23 protein-coding genes are annotated in these 18,792 nt (G+C 65.5%); 13 read left to right on the top strand and 10 right to left on the bottom strand.

Annotated features, from left to right (window positions below; translation table 11 throughout):
* Positions 1–19 precede the first annotated feature (19 nt).
* Positions 20–394 (bottom strand): holo-ACP synthase, encoded by a 375-nt coding sequence (locus A3E1_RS0108940; RefSeq protein ID WP_020520418.1) that lies wholly within the window; start codon positions 392–394, stop codon positions 20–22.
* Between the two features lie 33 nt (positions 395–427).
* Here A3E1_RS0108940 and A3E1_RS39570 point away from each other — a divergent pair, with 33 nt between their 5' ends.
* Entirely contained in the window at positions 428–1,267 is an 840-nt protein-coding gene (locus A3E1_RS39570) for an alpha/beta hydrolase (protein ID WP_322786255.1), read from the top strand.
* 466 nt (positions 1,268–1,733) lie between these two features.
* Entirely contained in the window at positions 1,734–2,036 is a 303-nt protein-coding gene (locus A3E1_RS0108925) for a thiamine-binding protein (protein ID WP_026208245.1), read from the top strand.
* 62 nt (positions 2,037–2,098) lie between these two features.
* Here the strand turns inward: A3E1_RS0108925 and tsaE are convergent, their stop codons facing one another.
* The 3 genes from tsaE to alr are packed head-to-tail and all read right to left on the bottom strand — an operon-like array spanning position 2,099 to position 4,705.
* Entirely contained in the window at positions 2,099–2,590 is a 492-nt protein-coding gene (gene tsaE / locus A3E1_RS0108920; RefSeq protein ID WP_051104907.1) for a tRNA (adenosine(37)-N6)-threonylcarbamoyltransferase complex ATPase subunit type 1 TsaE, read from the bottom strand.
* Positions 2,539–3,621, bottom strand: coding sequence for an alpha/beta fold hydrolase (locus A3E1_RS0108915; protein WP_020520414.1), 1,083 nt, complete (start codon positions 3,619–3,621; stop codon positions 2,539–2,541). The genes tsaE and A3E1_RS0108915 overlap by 52 nt, the downstream gene beginning before the upstream one ends.
* Positions 3,599–4,705, bottom strand: a complete 1,107-nt coding sequence (gene alr / locus A3E1_RS0108910; RefSeq protein ID WP_020520413.1) for an alanine racemase — start codon at positions 4,703–4,705, stop codon at positions 3,599–3,601. The genes A3E1_RS0108915 and alr overlap by 23 nt, the downstream gene beginning before the upstream one ends.
* Before the next feature lie 97 nt (positions 4,706–4,802).
* On the opposite strand from alr, the gene tsaB reads away from it, so the two are divergent.
* The 4 genes from tsaB to A3E1_RS0108890 are packed head-to-tail and all read left to right on the top strand — an operon-like array spanning position 4,803 to position 7,198.
* Positions 4,803–5,468 (top strand): tRNA (adenosine(37)-N6)-threonylcarbamoyltransferase complex dimerization subunit type 1 TsaB, encoded by a 666-nt coding sequence (tsaB, locus tag A3E1_RS0108905; RefSeq protein ID WP_020520412.1) that lies wholly within the window; start codon positions 4,803–4,805, stop codon positions 5,466–5,468.
* Positions 5,465–5,911, top strand: a complete 447-nt coding sequence (gene rimI / locus A3E1_RS0108900; protein ID WP_020520411.1) for a ribosomal protein S18-alanine N-acetyltransferase — start codon at positions 5,465–5,467, stop codon at positions 5,909–5,911. The genes tsaB and rimI overlap by 4 nt, the downstream gene beginning before the upstream one ends.
* Complete coding sequence (gene tsaD, locus A3E1_RS0108895) at positions 5,904–6,947, top strand: tRNA (adenosine(37)-N6)-threonylcarbamoyltransferase complex transferase subunit TsaD (RefSeq protein ID WP_020520410.1); 1,044 nt, start codon at positions 5,904–5,906, stop codon at positions 6,945–6,947. Before rimI ends, tsaD begins: the two co-directional genes overlap by 8 nt.
* Complete coding sequence (locus tag A3E1_RS0108890) at positions 6,944–7,198, top strand: hypothetical protein (protein WP_026208243.1); 255 nt, start codon at positions 6,944–6,946, stop codon at positions 7,196–7,198. Before tsaD ends, A3E1_RS0108890 begins: the two co-directional genes overlap by 4 nt.
* Here A3E1_RS0108890 and A3E1_RS0108885 read toward each other — a convergent pair.
* Positions 7,179–7,841, bottom strand: coding sequence for an HAD family hydrolase (locus tag A3E1_RS0108885; RefSeq protein WP_020520408.1), 663 nt, complete (start codon positions 7,839–7,841; stop codon positions 7,179–7,181). The two genes, A3E1_RS0108890 and A3E1_RS0108885, sit on opposite strands and share 20 nt — an antisense overlap.
* A gap of 67 nt (positions 7,842–7,908) precedes the next feature.
* Between A3E1_RS0108885 and A3E1_RS0108880 the strand changes: the two genes are divergently transcribed.
* The 5 genes from A3E1_RS0108880 to A3E1_RS0108860 are packed head-to-tail and all read left to right on the top strand — an operon-like array spanning position 7,909 to position 13,044.
* On the top strand, positions 7,909–9,612 hold the full coding sequence (locus A3E1_RS0108880; RefSeq protein WP_020520407.1) for an ABC transporter ATP-binding protein: 1,704 nt from the start codon (positions 7,909–7,911) through the stop codon (positions 9,610–9,612).
* Position 9,613: 1 nt separating this feature from the next.
* Positions 9,614–11,359: an ABC transporter ATP-binding protein gene (locus tag A3E1_RS0108875; protein ID WP_020520406.1), complete on the top strand. Its 1,746-nt coding sequence runs from the start codon at positions 9,614–9,616 to the stop codon at positions 11,357–11,359.
* Between the two features lie 5 nt (positions 11,360–11,364).
* Positions 11,365–12,276 carry a hypothetical protein gene (locus tag A3E1_RS0108870; RefSeq protein ID WP_157631409.1) on the top strand — a complete coding sequence of 304 codons (912 nt, stop codon included), beginning with the start codon at positions 11,365–11,367 and terminating at the stop codon, positions 12,274–12,276.
* Positions 12,276–12,584, top strand: a complete 309-nt coding sequence (locus A3E1_RS0108865) for a DUF4286 family protein (RefSeq protein ID WP_157631408.1) — start codon at positions 12,276–12,278, stop codon at positions 12,582–12,584. The genes A3E1_RS0108870 and A3E1_RS0108865 overlap by 1 nt, the downstream gene beginning before the upstream one ends.
* Before the next feature lie 52 nt (positions 12,585–12,636).
* Positions 12,637–13,044 (top strand): hypothetical protein, encoded by a 408-nt coding sequence (locus tag A3E1_RS0108860; protein ID WP_020520403.1) that lies wholly within the window; start codon positions 12,637–12,639, stop codon positions 13,042–13,044.
* Positions 13,045–13,103: 59 nt separating this feature from the next.
* Here A3E1_RS0108860 and ybaK read toward each other — a convergent pair whose 3' ends face one another.
* The 5 genes from ybaK to A3E1_RS0108835 are packed head-to-tail and all read right to left on the bottom strand — an operon-like array spanning position 13,104 to position 16,536.
* A complete protein-coding gene (gene ybaK, locus A3E1_RS0108855) occupies positions 13,104–13,580 on the bottom strand; it encodes a Cys-tRNA(Pro) deacylase (RefSeq protein ID WP_020520402.1) in 477 nt (158 codons plus the stop codon).
* Between the two features lie 46 nt (positions 13,581–13,626).
* On the bottom strand, positions 13,627–13,998 hold the full coding sequence (locus A3E1_RS39565; RefSeq protein WP_157631407.1) for a DUF4190 domain-containing protein: 372 nt from the start codon (positions 13,996–13,998) through the stop codon (positions 13,627–13,629).
* A 46-nt stretch (positions 13,999–14,044) separates the two neighbouring features.
* On the bottom strand, positions 14,045–14,626 hold the full coding sequence (locus tag A3E1_RS47020; RefSeq protein ID WP_020520400.1) for a J domain-containing protein: 582 nt from the start codon (positions 14,624–14,626) through the stop codon (positions 14,045–14,047).
* Positions 14,623–15,333 (bottom strand): hypothetical protein, encoded by a 711-nt coding sequence (locus A3E1_RS47015; RefSeq protein ID WP_020520399.1) that lies wholly within the window; start codon positions 15,331–15,333, stop codon positions 14,623–14,625. Before A3E1_RS47015 ends, A3E1_RS47020 begins: the two co-directional genes overlap by 4 nt.
* Before the next feature lie 24 nt (positions 15,334–15,357).
* Positions 15,358–16,536 carry a class I SAM-dependent methyltransferase gene (locus tag A3E1_RS0108835; protein WP_020520398.1) on the bottom strand — a complete coding sequence of 393 codons (1,179 nt, stop codon included), beginning with the start codon at positions 16,534–16,536 and terminating at the stop codon, positions 15,358–15,360.
* Positions 16,537–16,729: 193 nt separating this feature from the next.
* Here A3E1_RS0108835 and groES point away from each other — a divergent pair, with 193 nt between their 5' ends.
* Both groES and groL read left to right on the top strand, forming a co-directional pair.
* The gene (gene groES, locus A3E1_RS0108830) at positions 16,730–17,044 is read left to right on the top strand and encodes a co-chaperone GroES (RefSeq protein ID WP_020520397.1); all 315 of its coding nucleotides are present in this window, start codon (positions 16,730–16,732) and stop codon (positions 17,042–17,044) included.
* Positions 17,045–17,111: 67 nt separating this feature from the next.
* On the top strand, positions 17,112–18,761 hold the full coding sequence (gene groL, locus A3E1_RS0108825) for a chaperonin GroEL (protein ID WP_020520396.1): 1,650 nt from the start codon (positions 17,112–17,114) through the stop codon (positions 18,759–18,761).
* Positions 18,762–18,792 lie beyond the last annotated feature (31 nt).

Raw genomic sequence — 18,792 nt, 5'->3', positions numbered from 1 at the left:
GCTTCCGCTGATGCCTTCATCAGAGGCCGGCCTCCGCGATGACCACGGCAGAGGCTATCCCGCCGTCGTGTGACAGCGATAGATGCCAGCGTTGAATCCCACGTTCCTTGGCCGCGGCCGCCACGGTTCCCGTCATCGTTAGCCACGGCCTTCCGTCGGGGTCGACGACGATTTCGCAGTCGTGCCAATGCAATCCGCTCGGTGCGCCCAACGCCTTGGCCACGGCTTCCTTAGCCGCGAACCGCGCCGCGAGCGACTCCGGCGGGCGGGGATTGCCCGAGCTGGTGCGCCGCTCGGCCTCGGTAAACAGCCGCTCCGCTAGCAGCGGCGTGCGTTTCAGGGCGGCGATGAACCGCTCGACTAGTACCACGTCGTTTCCCACTGAAACAATCACGAGCTGACCTTAGCGGGTTATCCACAGGGCGATGTGGTCTTGGGGTGTTGCGGCGAGACTTGGGTTGTGCGGCTTAGTGTTTTGCCTGGGGCTCTGTTCACCATCGCAGACCGGCTGGAGGCACTGGCCGTCACCTTAAGTGTTCCGGGGTTAAACCGGTGCTTAGCTGATCTTCAAGATAACTGGTCAGGGCCATCCGCGTCGGCCGCTGTGGTGGCGCTGCGGTCGCTGATCGCGCGTGTTACCGACGTTCGGGTGCTTAAGGCAGCTGACGGGCGATTGATTGTGGCGCTCGGTGATCCCGTGACGAGTCCCTGTGTGGCGACCTACATTCCAGGCGCCGGCACGACGGTGGCCTCCAGCGGCGACGAGCTGTCGCGTGCTGCCGCCCTGCGCGCGGCGGCTGGACCTGACACGTGCGTCATCATGTGGCTGGACTATGAGGCGCCTTCACTGTTGCAAGCGGTCTCGTCGCGTCATGCTGTCGCGGGCGCTGCCGCTTTGCGCTCGTTCCAAGAGTCACTCGTGTCCAATCACGACGGCCCGATCCGTCAGCTGACCGTGATCGGCCACTCTTACGGCGCCGTCGTGGCCGGAATCGCGGAACGCGACGGCACACTGCTGTGCGACGACATTGTCGCGCTCGGCAGCCCGAGCCTTGGCGTTCGCTGGGCGTCAGAGTTACGTGATCCCACTCAGGTCTGGGTCAGCACCGCCGCCAACGATCCCATTCGTCTCGTGCCCGGCCAGTTGCGCGGTGCCACGTCGTTCGCCTCCGCTCCCTTCGGTCACGGCGGCTACTTCCACCCCGACAACCCAGCGCTAGCAACCCTCGCCGGCCTCGTCTCCGCCCAATGCCCCCGCGTCCCCTGACCCCTCGCCGCCACCCCCTCGCCGCCACCCCCTCCCGCCCCCCTCCCGCCCCGCTTTCCGCACTGCCGTCCCGGCCTTTGCCCCGCCCTTTTTGTGATCCACATCCGTTGGGACGTGATCGAATGGCGGTTTGATCACGTCTGGCGGGATGTCGATCTCGTTTAGGGCTGTGGATCACGATGATGTCTGTCGGGAGTGGACCGTTAAACTGCTGCAATGCGGCATCCGACGGGATACGAGTTCCTCGGCCAGCCCGCTACCGGAGCTGGTGGGGGATGGAACATGAGTCCCGATCTGTTCGCCAGGTGTGCCCATTGCGGTGAGATGCTCTCGCTGGATCCGAACGAAATGGCCTCATGCTCGTGCGGTGGCCTGTGCAAGGATGCCGACGCTGGCCGCTTCGGAAGCCGGCATGGCGATGCTTCGGTCGCCATCTATCGCAAGCATTCATAAACCGGAGGTCCCCATGCTCGTTGCCTTCTCCGTCGCTCCAAGCGGCACCGGCCGCGCCGATGGTTCGGTGTCCGACGCGGTCGCCGCAGCGGTTCGCGTCGTGCGGGAATCGGGTCTGCCAAACCGAACTGACGCGATGTTCACCACGATCGAAGGCGACTGGGACTCGGTCATGGATGTCGTGAAGCGAGCGACAGAAGCGGTCGCTCCCTTCGGCTCACGGGTATCCCTGGTCCTGAAAGCAGACATCCGCCCCGGCTACGAAGGCGAACTCGACGCCAAACTCCACCGCCTAGAGTCAGCACTCGCTGACTGACCCGCGCCGGTCGAAGCGTCGCGAAGCGGAGATGAAGGCTCGCTGGGAGGCGACAAAGAAGGCTAGTGAGCCAGGTCTTTGAGGCGGTCAGGCCAGGTGCCGCCGTGGGCGTTCAGGGTGACGACACGCGTATCGTCGGGCTCGCGGTCGATGATGATCTCCAAGAAGGAGTCTGACAACCGTTCGACGACGCCGTGGCCCCACTCGACAACGGTGACGGAGTCTTCTAGTGACGCGTCGAGGTCTAGGTCGTCGAGCTCGACGGTACGCAGACGGTACGCGTCGACGTGCACCAGCGGCAGCGGTCCGCGGTGCACCCGTGAGATGACGAAGGTCGGCGAGGTGACATCGCCGGAGACGCCGAGGCCTATGCCGATCCCTTGGGTGAGAGCGGTTTTGCCCGCGCCTAACGGTCCGTTGAGGATGATGAGGTCGCCTGGGCGAAGGACGGCGGCCAGGCGCACGCCGAAGGCGCGAGTTTCAGCGGGCGTTGCGAGCGTTATCACCACTGCTCCAAAAACGTCTTTATAGCTTCGTTGACCTCGTCGGCACATTCGAGCATGACGACGTGGCCGCTATTGGGGATCCTCAAATACTGCGCCTTGGGCAGCAAGCGGAAGATCTCTTCGGAGTGGGCCAGGGGTGTGACCATGTCCTTCTCACCCGAGATTAGCAGCACCGGAATATTCTCCAGCGCACGTAAGGCCGGGTAGCGGGCGTGGCTGTAAAGCGTACGCAAATAGCGGGCGACCGTGTCGGTGGAGGTGCGCGAGTTCATCAGCTCCACATAGGACACTAATGCAGGTGATGGCGAAGAAGACCCGAAGCCGTACCGCTTGGTCAACACCCAGGCCAAGTCGGTGGAAGCCTTGCGCGCCTTGTCGATTAGCTTTCCGCCGTAGCGCGTCGCGCCGTTCATGACGGCTACGACGCCTGGCGTGGCACGGGAAAGCAGCTCCGGAACGCCGAAAAGCCCCGAGCCGTTGATCTGTCCGCCTGAGGTGGCGATCAAAACGACGCCAACGACCCGTTCGCGGAACAGCTGAGGGTGCTGCTCGGCGCACGCCATGATGGTCATGCCGCCCATCGAGTGTCCAATGAGGATGACCGGTCCGGTGGGTGCGGCGGCCGCGATGACGTCGGCCAAGGCATCACCGAGGGCGGGCAACTCGTACTCGCCGTCGGAAAGTGATTGCGACAAACCATGTCCCGGCTGATCGTAGAAGACCAGTCGATGCGTGCCGAGGGAGTCCAAATACGAACGCTGGAAGTGGAATGTTCCCTGATCGAGACAGAACCCGTGCACGAAAATCAGCGTCGGCTTGTCCGTGGGTGACATGGGCTCAACGATTTCCACATGCAGCGACAGACCGTCAGCCGTGGTCACGGAAGCCGTGTCGTCGTAGGGGAGTTGGCCGAACGGTTCGTCAGCGAGCGGGTCGTCGCGGCGATTGCGGCGGACCAGAGCGCGCTCGACAGCGACACCGGCGGCAATACCAGCGGCCGCCACGCCGACGACCGCTCCGATGACTCCCGCGCGCTTGCGGCGCGACGGGCCAGGCTTAGACGTAGATTCGGCTGACACGGGAACTTCCGAATCTGGTCACGATTTCATAGTTTATTGTGCCCGCCGCACGAGCCCAGTCGTCGGCCGTTGGTTCGCCGTGATCGCCGGGTCCAAATAGGATGGCCAGATCTCCTTCGTGCACATCGGCATCACCGCAGTCGACCACGAACTGGTCCATGCAAACGCGGCCAGCGATAGTGAAACGGCGCCCGTTAATCAGCACCGGCCCCACCGATGACGCACTGCGCGGCACGCCGTCGCCATAACCGAGCGGGACCACAGCGAGCGTGGAAGGAGCGGAAGTCACATACGTGTGTCCATAAGAGACACCCTGGCCCTCCGGAACCCGTTTGGCGGTAAGGATTCTGGCCCGAGCCGTCATGGCAGGCCGTAAGCCAAACTGTGAACCCTCGATGGGCGACAGGCCGTAAGTCGCGATCCCGGCCCGCACGAGGTCGAAGTGACTGTCTGGCCGCGTCAGCAGCGCGGGGGAGTTGGCCATGTGACGCAGCTGGGGCTCAATGCCGAACCGCCGTGCGACCGTTAGCCCGTCGTCAAACGCGGCCAGCTGGCTGTCGATGCTCGGGTGCCCGGGCGTGTCAGCGCACGCGAAGTGACTCCAAACGCCCGTCACCTCGATGAAGCCGTCGGTTTGGGCTTTGGCCGCGACCTCGACCAGCACCGGCCAGTCGGTCGCTCCAGCTCCGCTGCGGCTCAAGCCCGTGTCGATTTTCAAGTGGGTACGCAGTGAGCGCCCCGCCTCACGCGCCGCGGCGATGACGGTGGCGAGCTGCCCCAGCGTGGACACGCCGAGGTCGATGTCGCCTTCAACGGCGGCGGTGAGCGGAGTGCCAGCGGTCCAGAGCCAGGCCAAGATCGGCGCACGCAGTCCGGCGGCGCGCAAGACGGCAGCTTCGCCCAGCGTGGCTGTGCCCAGCCAGGTGGCCCCGCCTTCAAGGGCGGCCCGTGCTGACTCCACGGCGCCGTGCCCGTAACCGTCCGCCTTGACCACAGCCATCACTTCGGCGGAAGTTCCGCGCTTGAGCAGGGCGGTGTTGCCCCGGATGGCGTCGAGGTCGACGGAGATTTCGGCCTGCCACATGTCACCACGATAGCTGGAGCCTCCGCACTGTCAGATCAAGTGACCCGCGTGCTGATCAGTTGGGAAGTGAGCAGTGCGGTGGTTTAGGCTGAAGCACGTGCTCTTGCTGGTTTTGGACACGGCCACGCCGGCGATCACGGCGGGTCTCGCCGAGGTCTCCGTTGATGGCGAGCACCTCCTGGCCGAACGTGTCACCATCAACGCCCGCGCGCATGGCGAGCTGCTGGCCGCCCAGATTCAGGACCTGTTCGCGAGCACGGGAAAGAGCGTGACCGGTCTGTCAGCGATCGCTGCCGGGGTCGGGCCTGGGCCTTATACCGGGTTGCGGGCGGGTCTCGTGACCGCGGCGACCTTCAGTCTGGCCCTCGATATTCCCACCTATGGCGTGGGCACTCTTGATGCCTTAGGCGCCGCGACCAGCGGTGATGTGCTCGTCGCGACCGACGCGAGGCGCCGTGAGGTCTACTGGGGTCTTTATCGGGACGGCTCACCGCGTACCCCCGCGGGTGTGGAAAAACCGGCGGACCTCGCGCCCCTTCTCGTGGCCGAGGGGATCGCGGCCGGGGTGGGCGAAGGGGCTCAGCGTTATGCCGACGTCCTGGGTGTGAGCGTGAGCGATCCGCTTTATCCACCCGCGCTGCAGCTGGCCCGGCTCGCGGCGGACCGCGTCCGGCGGCAGGCGCCCAGCGAACAGCTGACTCCGCTTTACCTGCGTAAGCCGGACGCTGTCGAGCCGTCCACCCGGAAACCGGTGCTCACATGAACATTGAACGCCTGCGCTGGTGGCAGATCGAAGATCTCTTGCCGATCGAGAACGATCTGTTCGGCAAGGAAGCCTGGTCAGCGCCGATGTTCTGGAACGAGCTGGCCAACGGGCATCACTACCTGGTCGCGACGGAGGATGACGGGGCGATCCTCGGCTACGCGGGGCTGGCGGTTGGCCAGGACGAGGCGTGGATTAACAACATCGCGGTACGGCGCGACGCGCAGCGGCGAGGAATCGCCCGTGCGCTGATGGATGTGCTGCTCGCGGAGGCACGACGCCACCGGGTGCACGAAGTGCTGCTCGAAGTGGCGGCGGATAACGTTGCGGCGCAAAAGCTTTACGCCGCTTATGGGTTCGAGGTTGTCGGCGTGCGGCGGGGCTACTACCAGCCGACCAACACCGACGCGTTGGTCATGCAGCTGGAGCTAAGGGATGCCTGAAGAGCCGCTCGTCCTCGGGATAGAGACGAGCTGTGACGAAACCGGGGTCGGCATTGTGCGGGGGCATACCCTGCTCGCTGACGCCCTAGCGTCCAGTGTGGACGAACACGCGCGTTTCGGCGGGGTGGTGCCAGAGGTCGCGAGCCGGGCACACCTGGAAGCCATGGTGCCGACCATCAGGCGGGCCTTGAGCGACGCGGGCGTGACGCTACACGACGTCGACGCGATCGCGGTGACCGCCGGGCCTGGGCTGGCGGGCGCTCTGCTCGTCGGCGTCGCCGGAGCCAAAGGGCTAGCGCTGGCGGCGGAGAAACCCATCTACGGCGTGAATCATCTCGCGGCTCACGTCGCCGTGGACACGCTCGAACACGGGCCGATCACGGAACCGGCGATCGCGCTTCTGGTCTCGGGTGGCCACTCGTCGCTGCTGCGGGTCGATGATCTGACCAAGGGCGTGGAACCGATGGGTGCCACCATCGACGATGCCGCCGGCGAGGCGTTCGACAAGGTGGCCCGCCTGCTGGGCATGCCGTTTCCGGGCGGGCCGGTTATCGACCGGGCCGCGCGCGAAGGTGTTGCCACGATTGGCTTTCCGCGCGGACTGACCGCGACACGTGACTTCGCCGAGCACCGGTTCAACTTCTCGTTCTCCGGGCTTAAGACAGCGGTCGCGCGCTGGGTCGAGAGCCGGGAGGCGGCCGGAGAGCCGTTGCCCATCAACGATGTCGCGGCGTCATTCCAGGAAGCGGTCTGTGACGTGCTGACCATGAAAGCCCTGGACGCGTGCCGTTACACCGGCATCAACACGCTCATCATCGGCGGCGGCGTGGCCGCGAATTCCCGGCTGCGCGCGATGGCCGAGGAACGGGCCGCCAAGCACGGCATCACCGTCCGCGTGCCGCGGCCGAAGCTGTGCACCGACAACGGAGCGATGGTGGCCGCGCTCGGCTCCCACCTGGTCGCGGCCGGTGCTCCACCGTCGCGAATGGACTTTCCTGCCGATTCAGCTCTCGGTGTGGGCACAATAGCCGTGTGATGGTTCGAATGTGGGAGGTGCGGGGCTATCCGCGCACCTTCGAAGCGCTGCTGCACTGGGTTTGCGACGTTGCCGTGCCGGCGCTGCGCCACGAGCTCAACCACGTCAGCACGGAGGTGTTCTCCTCGACGGATCATCGGGTCGTGGTGATTTCCCGCTGGCATGGCGCACCGGCTTCCATGCCGGATATCCCGGCGGGATTAGAGGCCCGGTCGGCACACGCCTGGGATTTCACTCCAGTAGATCTATGAGATCGGTGAGCCGCCTGATGGATTCGCCTGCCCAGGCGGGTCCGTCGCGGTGCTCGGTGGTGCGCAGGGCACGCATTCCCAGTGATTGCGCTCCGGCGAGTTCTTCGTCGGCGTTGTCCCCGACATAGATGCAGTTCTCGGGCTTCACGCGCAGGTCGGTGCACGCGACTTTGTAGATCGCGGGGTCGGGCTTGAGGAGGCCGACGTCACAAGAGAAGACGGTGACCCGGAACCGGGCTGCCATCGGCTGTTTCGGCCACAGCAGGGCGGACTCTTCACTGGCGTTGCTGACGAGGCCGAGTTTGAGTCGCTTGGCGCGCAGAGTGTCCAATAACGACAGCGTCGCCGGGGTGGGCCACAGCACGTCGTGATGCATGCGCTGCCACATCACTGCGGCGAACCTGATCGCGCTCTCGGTGGGTGTGCTGCCGAGGCGAAGAGCCAAGGTGCGTAAGGTTTCTTCGACCGTGCCGAGTTCGCCGCGCATCCGTTCGCGTCCCGTCTGGGCGAACAGCTGGCGGAAGTCCTCGGGGTCCACACCGAGCGCGGCGCCCATGTCTCGCGACACCTGCGCGAAGCGTTTCGGCCCGGAGCTTTTGATGAGGGTGTCATATAGATCAAAGAGCACGGCCCGTAAGATCACCCTCGCACCCTAGCGGCCGAAATTCAGTGGCGGGACCCCCAAACGGTGGAGTAAGTTCGCCTTCGCTATGCGTCCCTTACCTGTTGCCGATCCCGGCATTCCCGATGACAGATCAGCTACCAGGTATCTGTGGTGGCTCGGTAAACAGCAGCTAGGCACGATCTCGCTGGGCGTGGCCTTCGGCATTATGTGGATGGTCAGCGGCGCACTTTTGCCGATCGTGCTGGGCAACGGCATTGACGCCGTTGCCGTGCAGCGGGACCCCGAAGCTCTGGCCTGGTGGGCTGGAGCTTTTATCTTGCTGGCACTCGTCCAGACGTTGTCGGGTGTGGCCCGGCACCGCAACGCGGTCTTCAACTTCTTGTCGGGCTCGTTCCGCACCGTGCAGGCGACGATCAAACGCACCAACGACCTGGGTGCGACTTTGCCCAAACGGATGGCCACGGGTGAAGTCGTCGCGATTGGTGCCTCCGACACCAGCCACATCGGCAACGCGCTCGACATCACGGCCCGGTTTTCCGGCGCTGTCATCACCGTCGTCACGGTCGCGATCATTTTGCTCAGCGCTTCGCTGAAACTTGGCCTGGTGGTTATCCTCGGCGTTCCCGTCGCGCTGCTGATCATCGGAACGCTCGTCAAGCCAATGCATCAGCGGCAGGTGGCCTACCGGCACCAGCAGGGTGAGCTGACGGGCCGCGCGGTCGACATCGTCTCCGGACTGCGCGTGCTGCGCGGCATCGGTGGCGAACTCGTGTTCTCGCAACGCTTCCGCGAGGAGTCGCAGAGGCTGCGGGAGAGCGGCGTGCACGCGGCGAAGGTGACCTCACTGCTGGAAGCCGCGCAGATGCTGGTGCCCGGGTTGTTCATGACTCTCGTGACTTGGCTCGGCGCTCGTGAAGTGATCGCCGGTGCCATCACGCCCGGTGAGCTGGTGTCGTTCTACGGCGTCGCCATCTTCCTTGTCGTTCCGCTTAGGACGTTTGGCGAAGCGCTGGACAAGTTCACGCGTGGCCACGTCGCGGCGAGCCGCGTGCTGAAAGTCTTGCGGCTTCAGCCGGAAATCAACGATCCACTGGACCCGGTGCCGCTGCCCTCAATTCCAGCGACGCTAGTGGATGTCAAGTCCGGCTTGACGATCCGTCCCGGGATCATGACCGCACTCGTCACGGACCGCCCCGAGGACGCCGCGGAGATCGCCGACCGCCTGGGCCGCTACACCGACGGCGAGGTAACCCTCGGCGGCGTTTCGCTGGCGGAAGCCACGCGTGCGGCGGTCCGCGAGCGGATTCTGGTGTCCGACAACAACTCCCGGCTCTTCACGGGCGTCCTGCGGGAAGAACTGGATCCGCGGGCGACCGGCGACGAGGAACGGATCATGGAAGCGATCCACACCGCGAGTGCGGGTGAAATCATCGACGCCCTGCCGGAAGGCTTGGACGCGTGGGTCGCCGAACGTGGACGCGAGTTCTCCGGTGGCCAGCAACAGCGGCTGCGGCTCGCCCGTGCGCTCATGTCGGACGCGCCGACACTCATCCTGGTCGAGCCCACGAGCGCGGTCGACGCGCACACCGAGGCCCGCATCGCCAGCCGCCTGGCGGGTTTCCGGGCGGGCAAGACCACGCTCATCACCACGACCAGCCCTCTCGTGCTCGATCAGAGCGCGTGGGTGGCCTACGCCGAAGACGGCAAAGTGATCGCCGAAGGCACGCACAAGGAACTGCTGGCTTCCGAGCCCCGTTACCGTGCGGTCGTCACGCGAGAGGAGGACTGACATGGCCCGCGTCGCGTTACCCATCGCTGACGGTCCCGAAGTTCGCCGCTATGCCCGGCAACTGATGCGCCTGCATGCGCGGCCGATGACCGCCGTGGTGGTGCTGCACGGCTTGGCGGCCGTGGCTGGCATGGGCGCCCCGGTCCTGCTCGGCATGATCATTGACGCGGTGTCCTCGGACGAGGGTGCTCAACTGTCCACTGTGGACAACATCGCCCTGGGTCTGGCGGCATTCGTTGTCGTACAAGCGGTTCTGACCCGGTTCGCCGCGATGGCGTCAGCCCGCATGGGCGAGCGCGTGCTGGCCGACTTGCGTGAAGATTTCGTTGACCGGGTGCTGGCGATTCCGCTGTCCACCGTGGAACGCGCGGGCACGGGCGACCTCGTCACGAGAACCAGCCGCGACGTCAACCAGATCGCGCACAGCGTGCGGCGCGGAGTGCCCGAGACCCTGATCGCCATCGTGACGATCGTGCTCACCGCTGGCGCGCTGGCGCTGTTCACCCCAAAGCTCGCGTTGCCGTGCCTCGTCGGTGCGCCGATCATCATCTTCGCCACGCGGTGGTACCTGCGCCGCGCGACTCCGGCCTACTTGCGGGAAAACGCGACCAACTCGGAACTGCTCGACGGGCTGACCGAGACGGTCGAGGGTGCCCGCACGACCGAGGCCTACGGTGCCGGAGAGCGCCGGATCGCCCGAACTATGCACGATTTGAAGGAGAACTACCGCGCTGAGCGGGCCACGCTGCGGCTGCGGTCGATCTTCTGGCCCATGGCTGACATGGGTTTCCAGATCCCCGTGGCGGCGACCCTGCTGGTGGGCGGCTGGTTCTTCATCGAAGGCTGGGTGACCGGCGGCCAGGTCGTGACCGCCGTGTTCCTGGTGCAGCAACTCATCGAGCCGGTTGACCGGCTGCTGATGTGGCTGGACAACCTTCAGGTCGCTGGAGCCTCGCTGGCCCGGCTGATCGGCGTCTCGCTCGTGCCCGACGACCGTTCGCCCACCGGGGTTAAGCCCACGAGCGAACAGCTCTCCGCCACAGACGTCCGCTATTCCTATGTGGACGGCCGCGACGTGCTGCACGGAGTCGACCTGACCATCGCGCCGGGCGAACGGCTCGCCATGGTCGGCCCGTCTGGCGCCGGAAAATCTACGCTCGGCCGCCTGCTCGCGGGAATCGATGGACCCCGGGTCGGCGAAGTGACCGTCGGCGACGCGCCACTGGTCGAATTGCCGCTGGATGAGCTACGCGGTCACGTCGCGCTCGTGACCCAAGAACACCACATTTTCCTGGGTACGCTCCGCGAGAACCTGATGCTGGCATCCCCGAGTGCGAGCGACGCCAAGTTGCGGGAGGCCCTGGCCGCCGTCGCGGCCCTGGACTGGGTCGAGGACCTGCCAGAAGGACTCGACACCGTGCTCGGTGGCGGCAAGCACGAAGTTTCGCCCGCCCAGGCGCAGCAGCTCGCGCTCGCCCGGCTCGTGCTAGCCGACCCGCATACCCTCGTGCTCGACGAGGCGACCTCGCTGATCGACCCCCGTGCTGCCCGTGACCTGGAGCGTTCGCTGGCCGCGGTGCTCGAAGGCCGGACGGTCATCGCCATCGCGCACCGGCTGTTCTCCGCGCATGACGCCGACCGCGTGGCCGTGGTCGAGGACGGCAAGATCGCTGAGCTGGGATCTCACCACGAGCTGGTCGCGGCCAATGGCTCTTACGCGGCGCTCTGGCGCTCGTGGCAAGCTTAGGGATCGTGGGGGTTACGCCGGGATCTGAGCTTGAGCGCGCACTGCGCCACGGGCCATTCTCGCGCGCCCTTCGGGCGGCCATCGCCGAACGAGGGGTGTCGCTCGACCGATTACGCCGCAAGCTCGCCGCCGCAGGGGTTCAGCTGAGCCCTTCGACGCTGAGCCACTGGCAGCGCGGCAAATCGCTGCCGACCCATGACGTTTCGGTGACCGCGGTCAAAATGCTGGAGCAGGTGCTCGCGCTCCCGTCAGCTTCGCTGACGACGCTGCTGCGCAAGTCCTGGGAGCGCACGTCCTACGCCGATACCCAGCTGTGGACCAATGTAGACAGCCTGTCGGCGATGCTGGAGGAGATCGACACCTCCACGGCCGACCAGCTGATCCGGCTCAGCGTGCACGACCTTTACGAGGTCGACGCCGATGGCCGCGAAGGGTCGAGCTGGACGCGCCTGGTCTTCCGGGCGGCGAACGACGGGATAGACCGGTTCGTCACCGTGTTCCGGGCCGACGAAGAAGACGGGCCGGTGCCCGTCCTCGACGAGGTCAAGTTCTGCCGGGTCGGTCAGTTCAAGCAGGACCCCAAATCGGGGTTCACGGCGGTCGAGTTGCTCTTCGACGAACCGCTCGCGGCCGGTGACACGGCGATCGTGGAATTCCGGACCGTGTATCCGGGGCCGGGACCCAGGGCACGCCACTTCGACCGGCGGTTCGCTCACCCGGTCGGGCAATACGTCCTTCAGGTGACCTTCGACCCCGATGCCCCGCCGGTGCGGTGCTATTCGTTTTCTCGCGACGCCGTCGACGCGCCTGACCGCGACCGGCGCGAGTTGCTGCTCGGCGCCTCCAACACGGTGCATCTGGTCGCCACCAATGTCACGCACGGCATCTGTGGCATCGACATCGAATGGGAGCAATGATGCTGGTTTACACGGTCCGCACCATGATCGATGACGAGAACACGCGACGGGCCTACTTCGCATGGCTCGTGAACGGGCACGCGGCCGAGGTCGTCAGCCTGGGCGGAGCCGTGCGCGCTGAAGTGTCCATATTGGACGATGGCGGGCTCGAGGCGCGTTACGTGTTCCCTTCGCGGGAGGCGTTCGCCGCATATGAGGCTGGTGCCGCCGTTCAGCTGCGTGCTGAGGGCGCGGCTAAGTTCCCGCCCTCGGACAGCATCCGGGTCTCCCGCTCGACCGGTGAGATCAGAGCGGCTTTTGCTAGCTGATTGACAGCTAACAGCTAGCTCATTCTTAGGCGGTTCAGCCACGGTCGGAAGCGTGCTGAAGAAACCGACGAAACGCACCATGCTTTGGGCCGCCACCGGCGTTCTCGCCGTCGGCATCGCTGTCCCCACCGTCGCCTACGCCGCCGATCCCACTCCCAAGGGCTCCGCGGGTGCCCAGGAAAGAGTTCACAAAGGGCTTGATCAGCAGAAACTCGCCGCGGCGCTTGCCAAAGAGCTCGGGCTCGACGAGCAAAAGGTCGCCGACGCCCTGGCCAAGGTACGCGAGCAGTTGAAGCCGGAAGGTGGCAAGCCGGCGAAGCCGGGCGCAACCGACCGGATCGCAAACCTAAAAGAACGCCTTGCTCAGGCAGTAGCCGCGGGCAAGCTAACCCAGGCCGAAGCGGACGCGATCCTCAAGGCACACGAAGCCGGCGTCCTTAACGGAGGCGGACGGCGCTAACCCCAAGGGCACGCGAGGCCTGCGCTGTTAAGTCCCCGGGCGCGGGCCTCGCGCGTTTTCTAGCGCGCGATCGGCGCGAGCGTGGCCGACGTCAGGCGGACGAGGTCGTCTGGGGCAAGCTGAACCTGAAGCCCCCGTTTGCCCGCTGAGACAAAGACTTGCGGACCGTCCACAGCGGACTGGTCGATGATGGTGCGAAGCTTCTTGCGCTGACCGAGTGGGCTGATGCCGCCACGGACATAACCTGTTGTGCGCTCAGCCAGATCCCGGTCGGCGAGCGCGGCACGTTTGCCGCCCGCGGCGGCCGCCAGTGCTTTGAGGTCAATGTCCCCCGTGACCGGAACGACAGCCACACAAAGCGTCCCGTCCACTTCGGTCACCAGCGTCTTGAAGACGCGAGCGGGATCGGCCCCGATGGCTTCGGCCACGACCGCGCCATAGTTCGGGGTATCGGCATCAACGGAGTAGGTGTGCAGCGTGTGCGCGACCTTCTGTTTCACCAGGATCGCGGTCGCTGGAGTGCCCTGACTAGCCACGCCGCGGAGTGTATCCAGCGGCGTGGCTAGGAGGCCTGAAATATCGCTAAACGAAGAGGCCGCTGAAGGCGCCCGCGAAGCTCAGAATGATGTAGATGAGGCTGAGCCCGGCACCGATCAGACCGCAGATGAAGCCGACCTTGGCGTGCATGAGGTTGGCCTGGCCGTTTTGCTTGATTTGCTGCTGCGCGATGAAGCCCAGAACCGCGCCAACCGCACCCAGCAGGATGCCGAGGTAGGGGCAGCAGACAAAGACGATGGAGACAATGCCGACGATCATGGCCGCGAGACCCAGCGGATTGTTGCCGCCGCCGGCCGCCGGTGGCTGGCCGTATGGCTGCTGGTACGGAGGCGGCGGGGGCCCCGGCGGCATGCCGGGCGGCGTTGGGCCGTCTCCTGGGGGTGGTGGGTAGGTCACCTGCATCTCCTCTTCAAGATGTGTAGAAGAGGTGAAGATAACACCGTCAGTCGTTAGCAGGATCCAGGGTGGACAGCAGAGCGTCACCGGCGAGACAGCACACCAGGACCTGTGCCAGCCCGACTCCGAGGCTGAGGAGGGCGAATAGCCGGTCTGAACTGCTGCGCTGGTTACGGTTCGTGAGGGCGACAACGGCCATGACCAGGCCAACCGGCCCGCAGACGAACGCGGCGCCAAAGGCGGCTAGGCCCAAGCCATAGCGGCGCATGCGAGATGGCTGAACCGGACCGGCATCGGCACCCGGCTCTTTGATTGTCGTGACTGGAGAATCCATGACGCCGGAGGTGATGTCCTCATCATCCCAGGCCGAAGTGGACGAGGGCTCCAGAACGCTGCCGGTGTCGAGAAATCTGTTGTAGTCAGCCCGTTTCACCGGGTCGGTCAAGATGTCGCGGGCCAGGCCAAGCAGCTTGGCCTGCTCTTCGTCACCGGTCGGCAGATCCGGGTGGGCCAGTTTGATCAGCTTGAGGTAAGCCTGGGAAATGGTGGCCTGACTGGCTTGCCGGTCAACACCCAGCACCTCATAAGGATCGGCGCCGTCTAGATCCCGGATCCACGGCGGAATCAATGGCCCGCTCCCCGTGCCACCACCGCGCGCCAGCAGGTCATCTCCCAGTTGGACACGCCTTTGTGCTCCTGATAGCCATGGCCGATGCCAGCGCCGAAGGTCAGAGAACGCTTGTCCGTCATGTAAACCCAGGCATAGAGCAAGCCGCCGCCGATGCCACCGCGGCCGGGGGTGCTGTAGTAGTAGAAGTCGTATCGCAGCGGCTCGACCGAGACCTGAAACGGGTCTTGCAGCAGTTGCTGCGCTCGCGCCGGGAACTGGCCCAGGAATCCGGCCAGCTCGGGGTGCAGCCGGCGTGGCCCAGCCTCGGGCCCGGCCAGGCTTAGCCCCGGCACCGGTGTTTCCGGTGGCGTGCCGCTGACCCTGGCCGACCGGAACGATTTCTGCTCGATCGGCATTACCGTCAGGCGCGTGGCGTGAGCGCCCGTCTCATTCACCGTGGGGTCAAGAGAGATAAGCGCGCGGGTACCAAGCACGACCGCGCTGAGCCGGCCGCCATGCTCGGCCGCCCACCACTCCACTTTGTCGCCTGCGCGTTCGAGCACCCGGTGCCGGACCGCGTCGGTGAACCGTGGCCACAGCTCTTCCCGGCTGTCGCTTGTCCCCGCGAATGTCAGCTGCCCGGGGGTGTGCACCGGTGCCGGGCCGCCAATGCGGGTGAGGTCGCGCTCCACGGTGATCTGCGCTGGAAGTCTGTCGTCAGTCAAGGCCGCCTCCCGGCGGGCATCATCTCACGCGATCGCCGTCCTTGGTGGGCCCACCGGAACGGCAATAATCGAAACAGGTGCACCAGAGATCCGGGTGAGCAGGAGTGACGCGGCGTCGGAACCGTTGAGCCGCAAGTCTTTCCGCAGGGTCTCAATGTCCAAAGCGGACCCTCGCTTGAGGATTTCCAGGCGGCCGATGTTCTGTTCCCGCAGGGCCGATCGCAAGCGCTTCAACGAAAACGGCATAACCTCACGCACAGCGAAGCACCGGGCAAACGGTGTCAGGGTTGGCTGATCCGCCCATACATACGCAATGTCTGGATCAGCGAGCGTTCCGTTCACGGAAGTGGCGAACTCGGCGACAAGGTGTGACCGCACGACAGCACCATCGGGGTCGTACACATAGGACAGTGGTTTGGCGACCGCCGCTCTCACATCGCCGGTGCCGGTCAGTTCGTGTGCCACGCCGTCCTTGATGACCGTCGCCCGTCGCGGCACCTGTGCGAACGGACCGCACCAGGCTGCCGCCTCCACCACTTCACCGTCGACCGACACGAGTTCCAGTTCACTGCCCGCGGGCAGGAGATCGTGATCGATGCCGGGCGCCAGCTTCAGCACCGTGTGCGGCACCCGCTCGGGCAATGCCATCACCCAGTCCCACGGCGGGGAGTAGTCCGCGGGGCGAAACAGCCGCCGTCCGCCCGAGCGGCGCGCGGGATCACAGAAGACGGCGTCGACCTGTGCCAGATCGAAATCCTGGGCATCCCCGCAAGTCACGTGCGCGGTGGGCACGTTGAGTTCAGCGCACTTGGCGGTGACCGGGTCGGCTTCTACGGCGTACCCCCGAAGGTTTAAAGACACGAAGGCGCGCAAGTCGGCGCCGAGACCGCAACCCAGGTCGGCGATGGCCCGCACCCCGGCTTCGGCCACCCGTCGCGCGCGCCGCTGCGCCACTACTTGGCGGGTCGCCTGTTCCAGCCCCGGCCGCGTGAAATACATCGCTTCGGCCGCCGGGCCGAACTTGCCCACGGCTTTGGCGCGCAAGGTGGCTTGAGTCAGCGCGGCTGCCGCCAGGTCGGGCTCGAACCGCGCCCGCAACGCGCTCGCGGCGGCCAGCCGGTCGCCGTCGAGCAGGCGGGCCGCTTCCGTGAGCGCTTGCTGGCCGAGGGGTGTCTGCAAGGCTTCTAGCTGACTCAGGTCCACCGCGTCATTGTGCCCGTGAGCGGGGAGTGTCGGTTGGCACTCGCCTTGACGGAGTGCTAAAGGCGACCTAGTCTGGCGATTAGCACCCTGCCTAGTAGAGTGCTAATGACACCGCCTAGTGCGAGGCCGACACCCGCGACGACGGCCCTGCTCCAGGCGGTTTAGCCAGACAATTCCGATACCCCAGGAGGGTATGCTCGTGACTACCGCGACGAAGGTTGCGATCAAGCCGCTCGAGGACCGGATCCTGGTCCAAGCGAATGAGGCTGAGACCACCACCGCGTCGGGTCTTGTTATTCCCGACACCGCCAAGGAGAAGCCGCAGGAGGGCACCGTCCTCGCTGTGGGCCCGGGCCGCATCGATGACAAGGGCAACCGGGTTCCGGTTGACGTCAAGGTGGGTGACACTGTCATCTACTCGAAGTACGGCGGCACCGAGGTTAAGTACGCCGGCGAGGAGTACCTGGTGCTCTCCGCTCGTGACGTGCTCGCGGTCATCGAGAAGTGACCTTGTAGTGGCCCGGCGATCCTTTGTGGACGCGCCGGGCCACTAACTGTTTCTAGGGAGAAAATGAATGGCGAAGATCATCAGCTTCTCCGATGAGGCGCGGCACCTGCTTGAGCATGGTGTGAACACGCTCGCGGACGCAGTGAAGGTCACGCTCGGCCCGAAAGGCCGCAATGTGGTGCTGGACAAGAAGTTCGGCGCCCCAACGATCACCAACGATGGCGTCACCATCGCCAAGGAGATCGAGCTGTCCAACCCCTACGAGAACCTCGGGGCGCAGCTGGTCAAGGAGGTGGCGACCAAGACCAACGACATCGCTGGTGACGGAACGACCACGGCGACCGTGCTGGCCCAGGCGATGGTTCGCGAAGGTCTGCGCAACGTGACCGCCGGGACCAACCCGTCCGGTCTCAAGCGTGGCATCGACGCTGCCGCCGCCAAGATCAGCGAGGCGCTGCTGGAAAAGGCTGTCGCGGTGGAAGGCAAGTCCGACATCGCGCACGTCGCCACGATCTCCGCTCAGGACGCCACCATCGGTGAGCTCATCGCCGAAGCCATGGAAAAGGTCGGCCGCGACGGTGTCATCACCGTTGAGGAAGGCTCCACCCTGGTCACCGAGCTGGACGTCACCGAAGGTCTTCAGTTCGACAAGGGCTTCATCTCCCCGCACTTCGTCACCGACGCTGAGTCCGGTGAAGCCGTGCTGGAAGACACATACATCCTCATCACCACGCAGAAGATCTCCTCGATCGAGGAGCTTCTTCCGCTGCTGGAGAAGGTGTTGCAGGCAGGCAAGCCACTGCTCATCGTCGCCGAAGATGTTGACGGTCAGGCGCTGAGCACCCTGGTGGTGAACTCGATCCGCAAGACCATCAAGGTCACCGCGGTGAAGGCGCCTGGTTTCGGCGACCGCCGTAAGGCGATGCTCCAGGACATGGCCGTCCTCACGGGCGGCGAGCTGGTGGCGCCAGAGGTCGGTTACAAGCTCGACGCGGTTGGGCTGGAGGTTCTGGGCCAGGCCCGGCGGGTCGTGGTGACTAAGGACACCACGACGATCGTGGAGGGCGCCGGTCAGGCTTCAGAGGTTCAGGCCCGGGTCTCGCAGATCCGCAAGGAGATCGAGGCTTCCGACTCCGACTGGGACAAGGAGAAGCTCGCCGAGCGTCTCGCCAAGCTCAGCGGGGGCATCGCCGTGATCAAGGTGGGTGCCGCGACCGAGGTCGAGATGAAGGAGCGCAAGCACCGCATCGAAGACGCGATCGCTGCCACCAAGGCCGCTGTCGAAGAGGGCATCGTCCCCGGCGGTGGCGCCGCGCTGGCACAGGTCGCGTCCGTTCTGGACGGTGGCCTGGACCTGGGCGCTGACGAGCAGGTCGGGGTGTCCATCGTCCGCAAGGCGCTGGCCGAACCACTGCGCTGGATCGCCCAGAACGCTGGCCACGATGGTTACGTCGTGGTTCAGCAGGTCGCGGCCGGCGACTGGGGCTATGGCCTCAACGCCGCCAACGGCGAGTTCGTCGATCTGGCCAAGGCCGGCATCGTCGACCCGGTGAAGGTGACCCGCAACGCGGTCCTCAACGCCGCGTCGATCGCCGGGCTGCTGCTCACCACCGAGGTTTCCGTGGTTGAGAAGCCGAAGAAGGCAGAGGCGGCCGCGCATGGGCACGGACATGGCCACGGTCATGGTCACGGGCACCAGCACGGTCCCGGGTTCTAGTCAGCTAGAGCTGGTCTAAACACGACAGTGG

The sequence above is a fragment of the Catelliglobosispora koreensis DSM 44566 genome (genome assembly GCF_000379685.1).
In the GTDB taxonomy this organism is placed as follows: domain Bacteria; phylum Actinomycetota; class Actinomycetes; order Mycobacteriales; family Micromonosporaceae; genus Catelliglobosispora; species Catelliglobosispora koreensis.
This window is presented reverse-complemented; position numbering and strand designations above follow the sequence as displayed.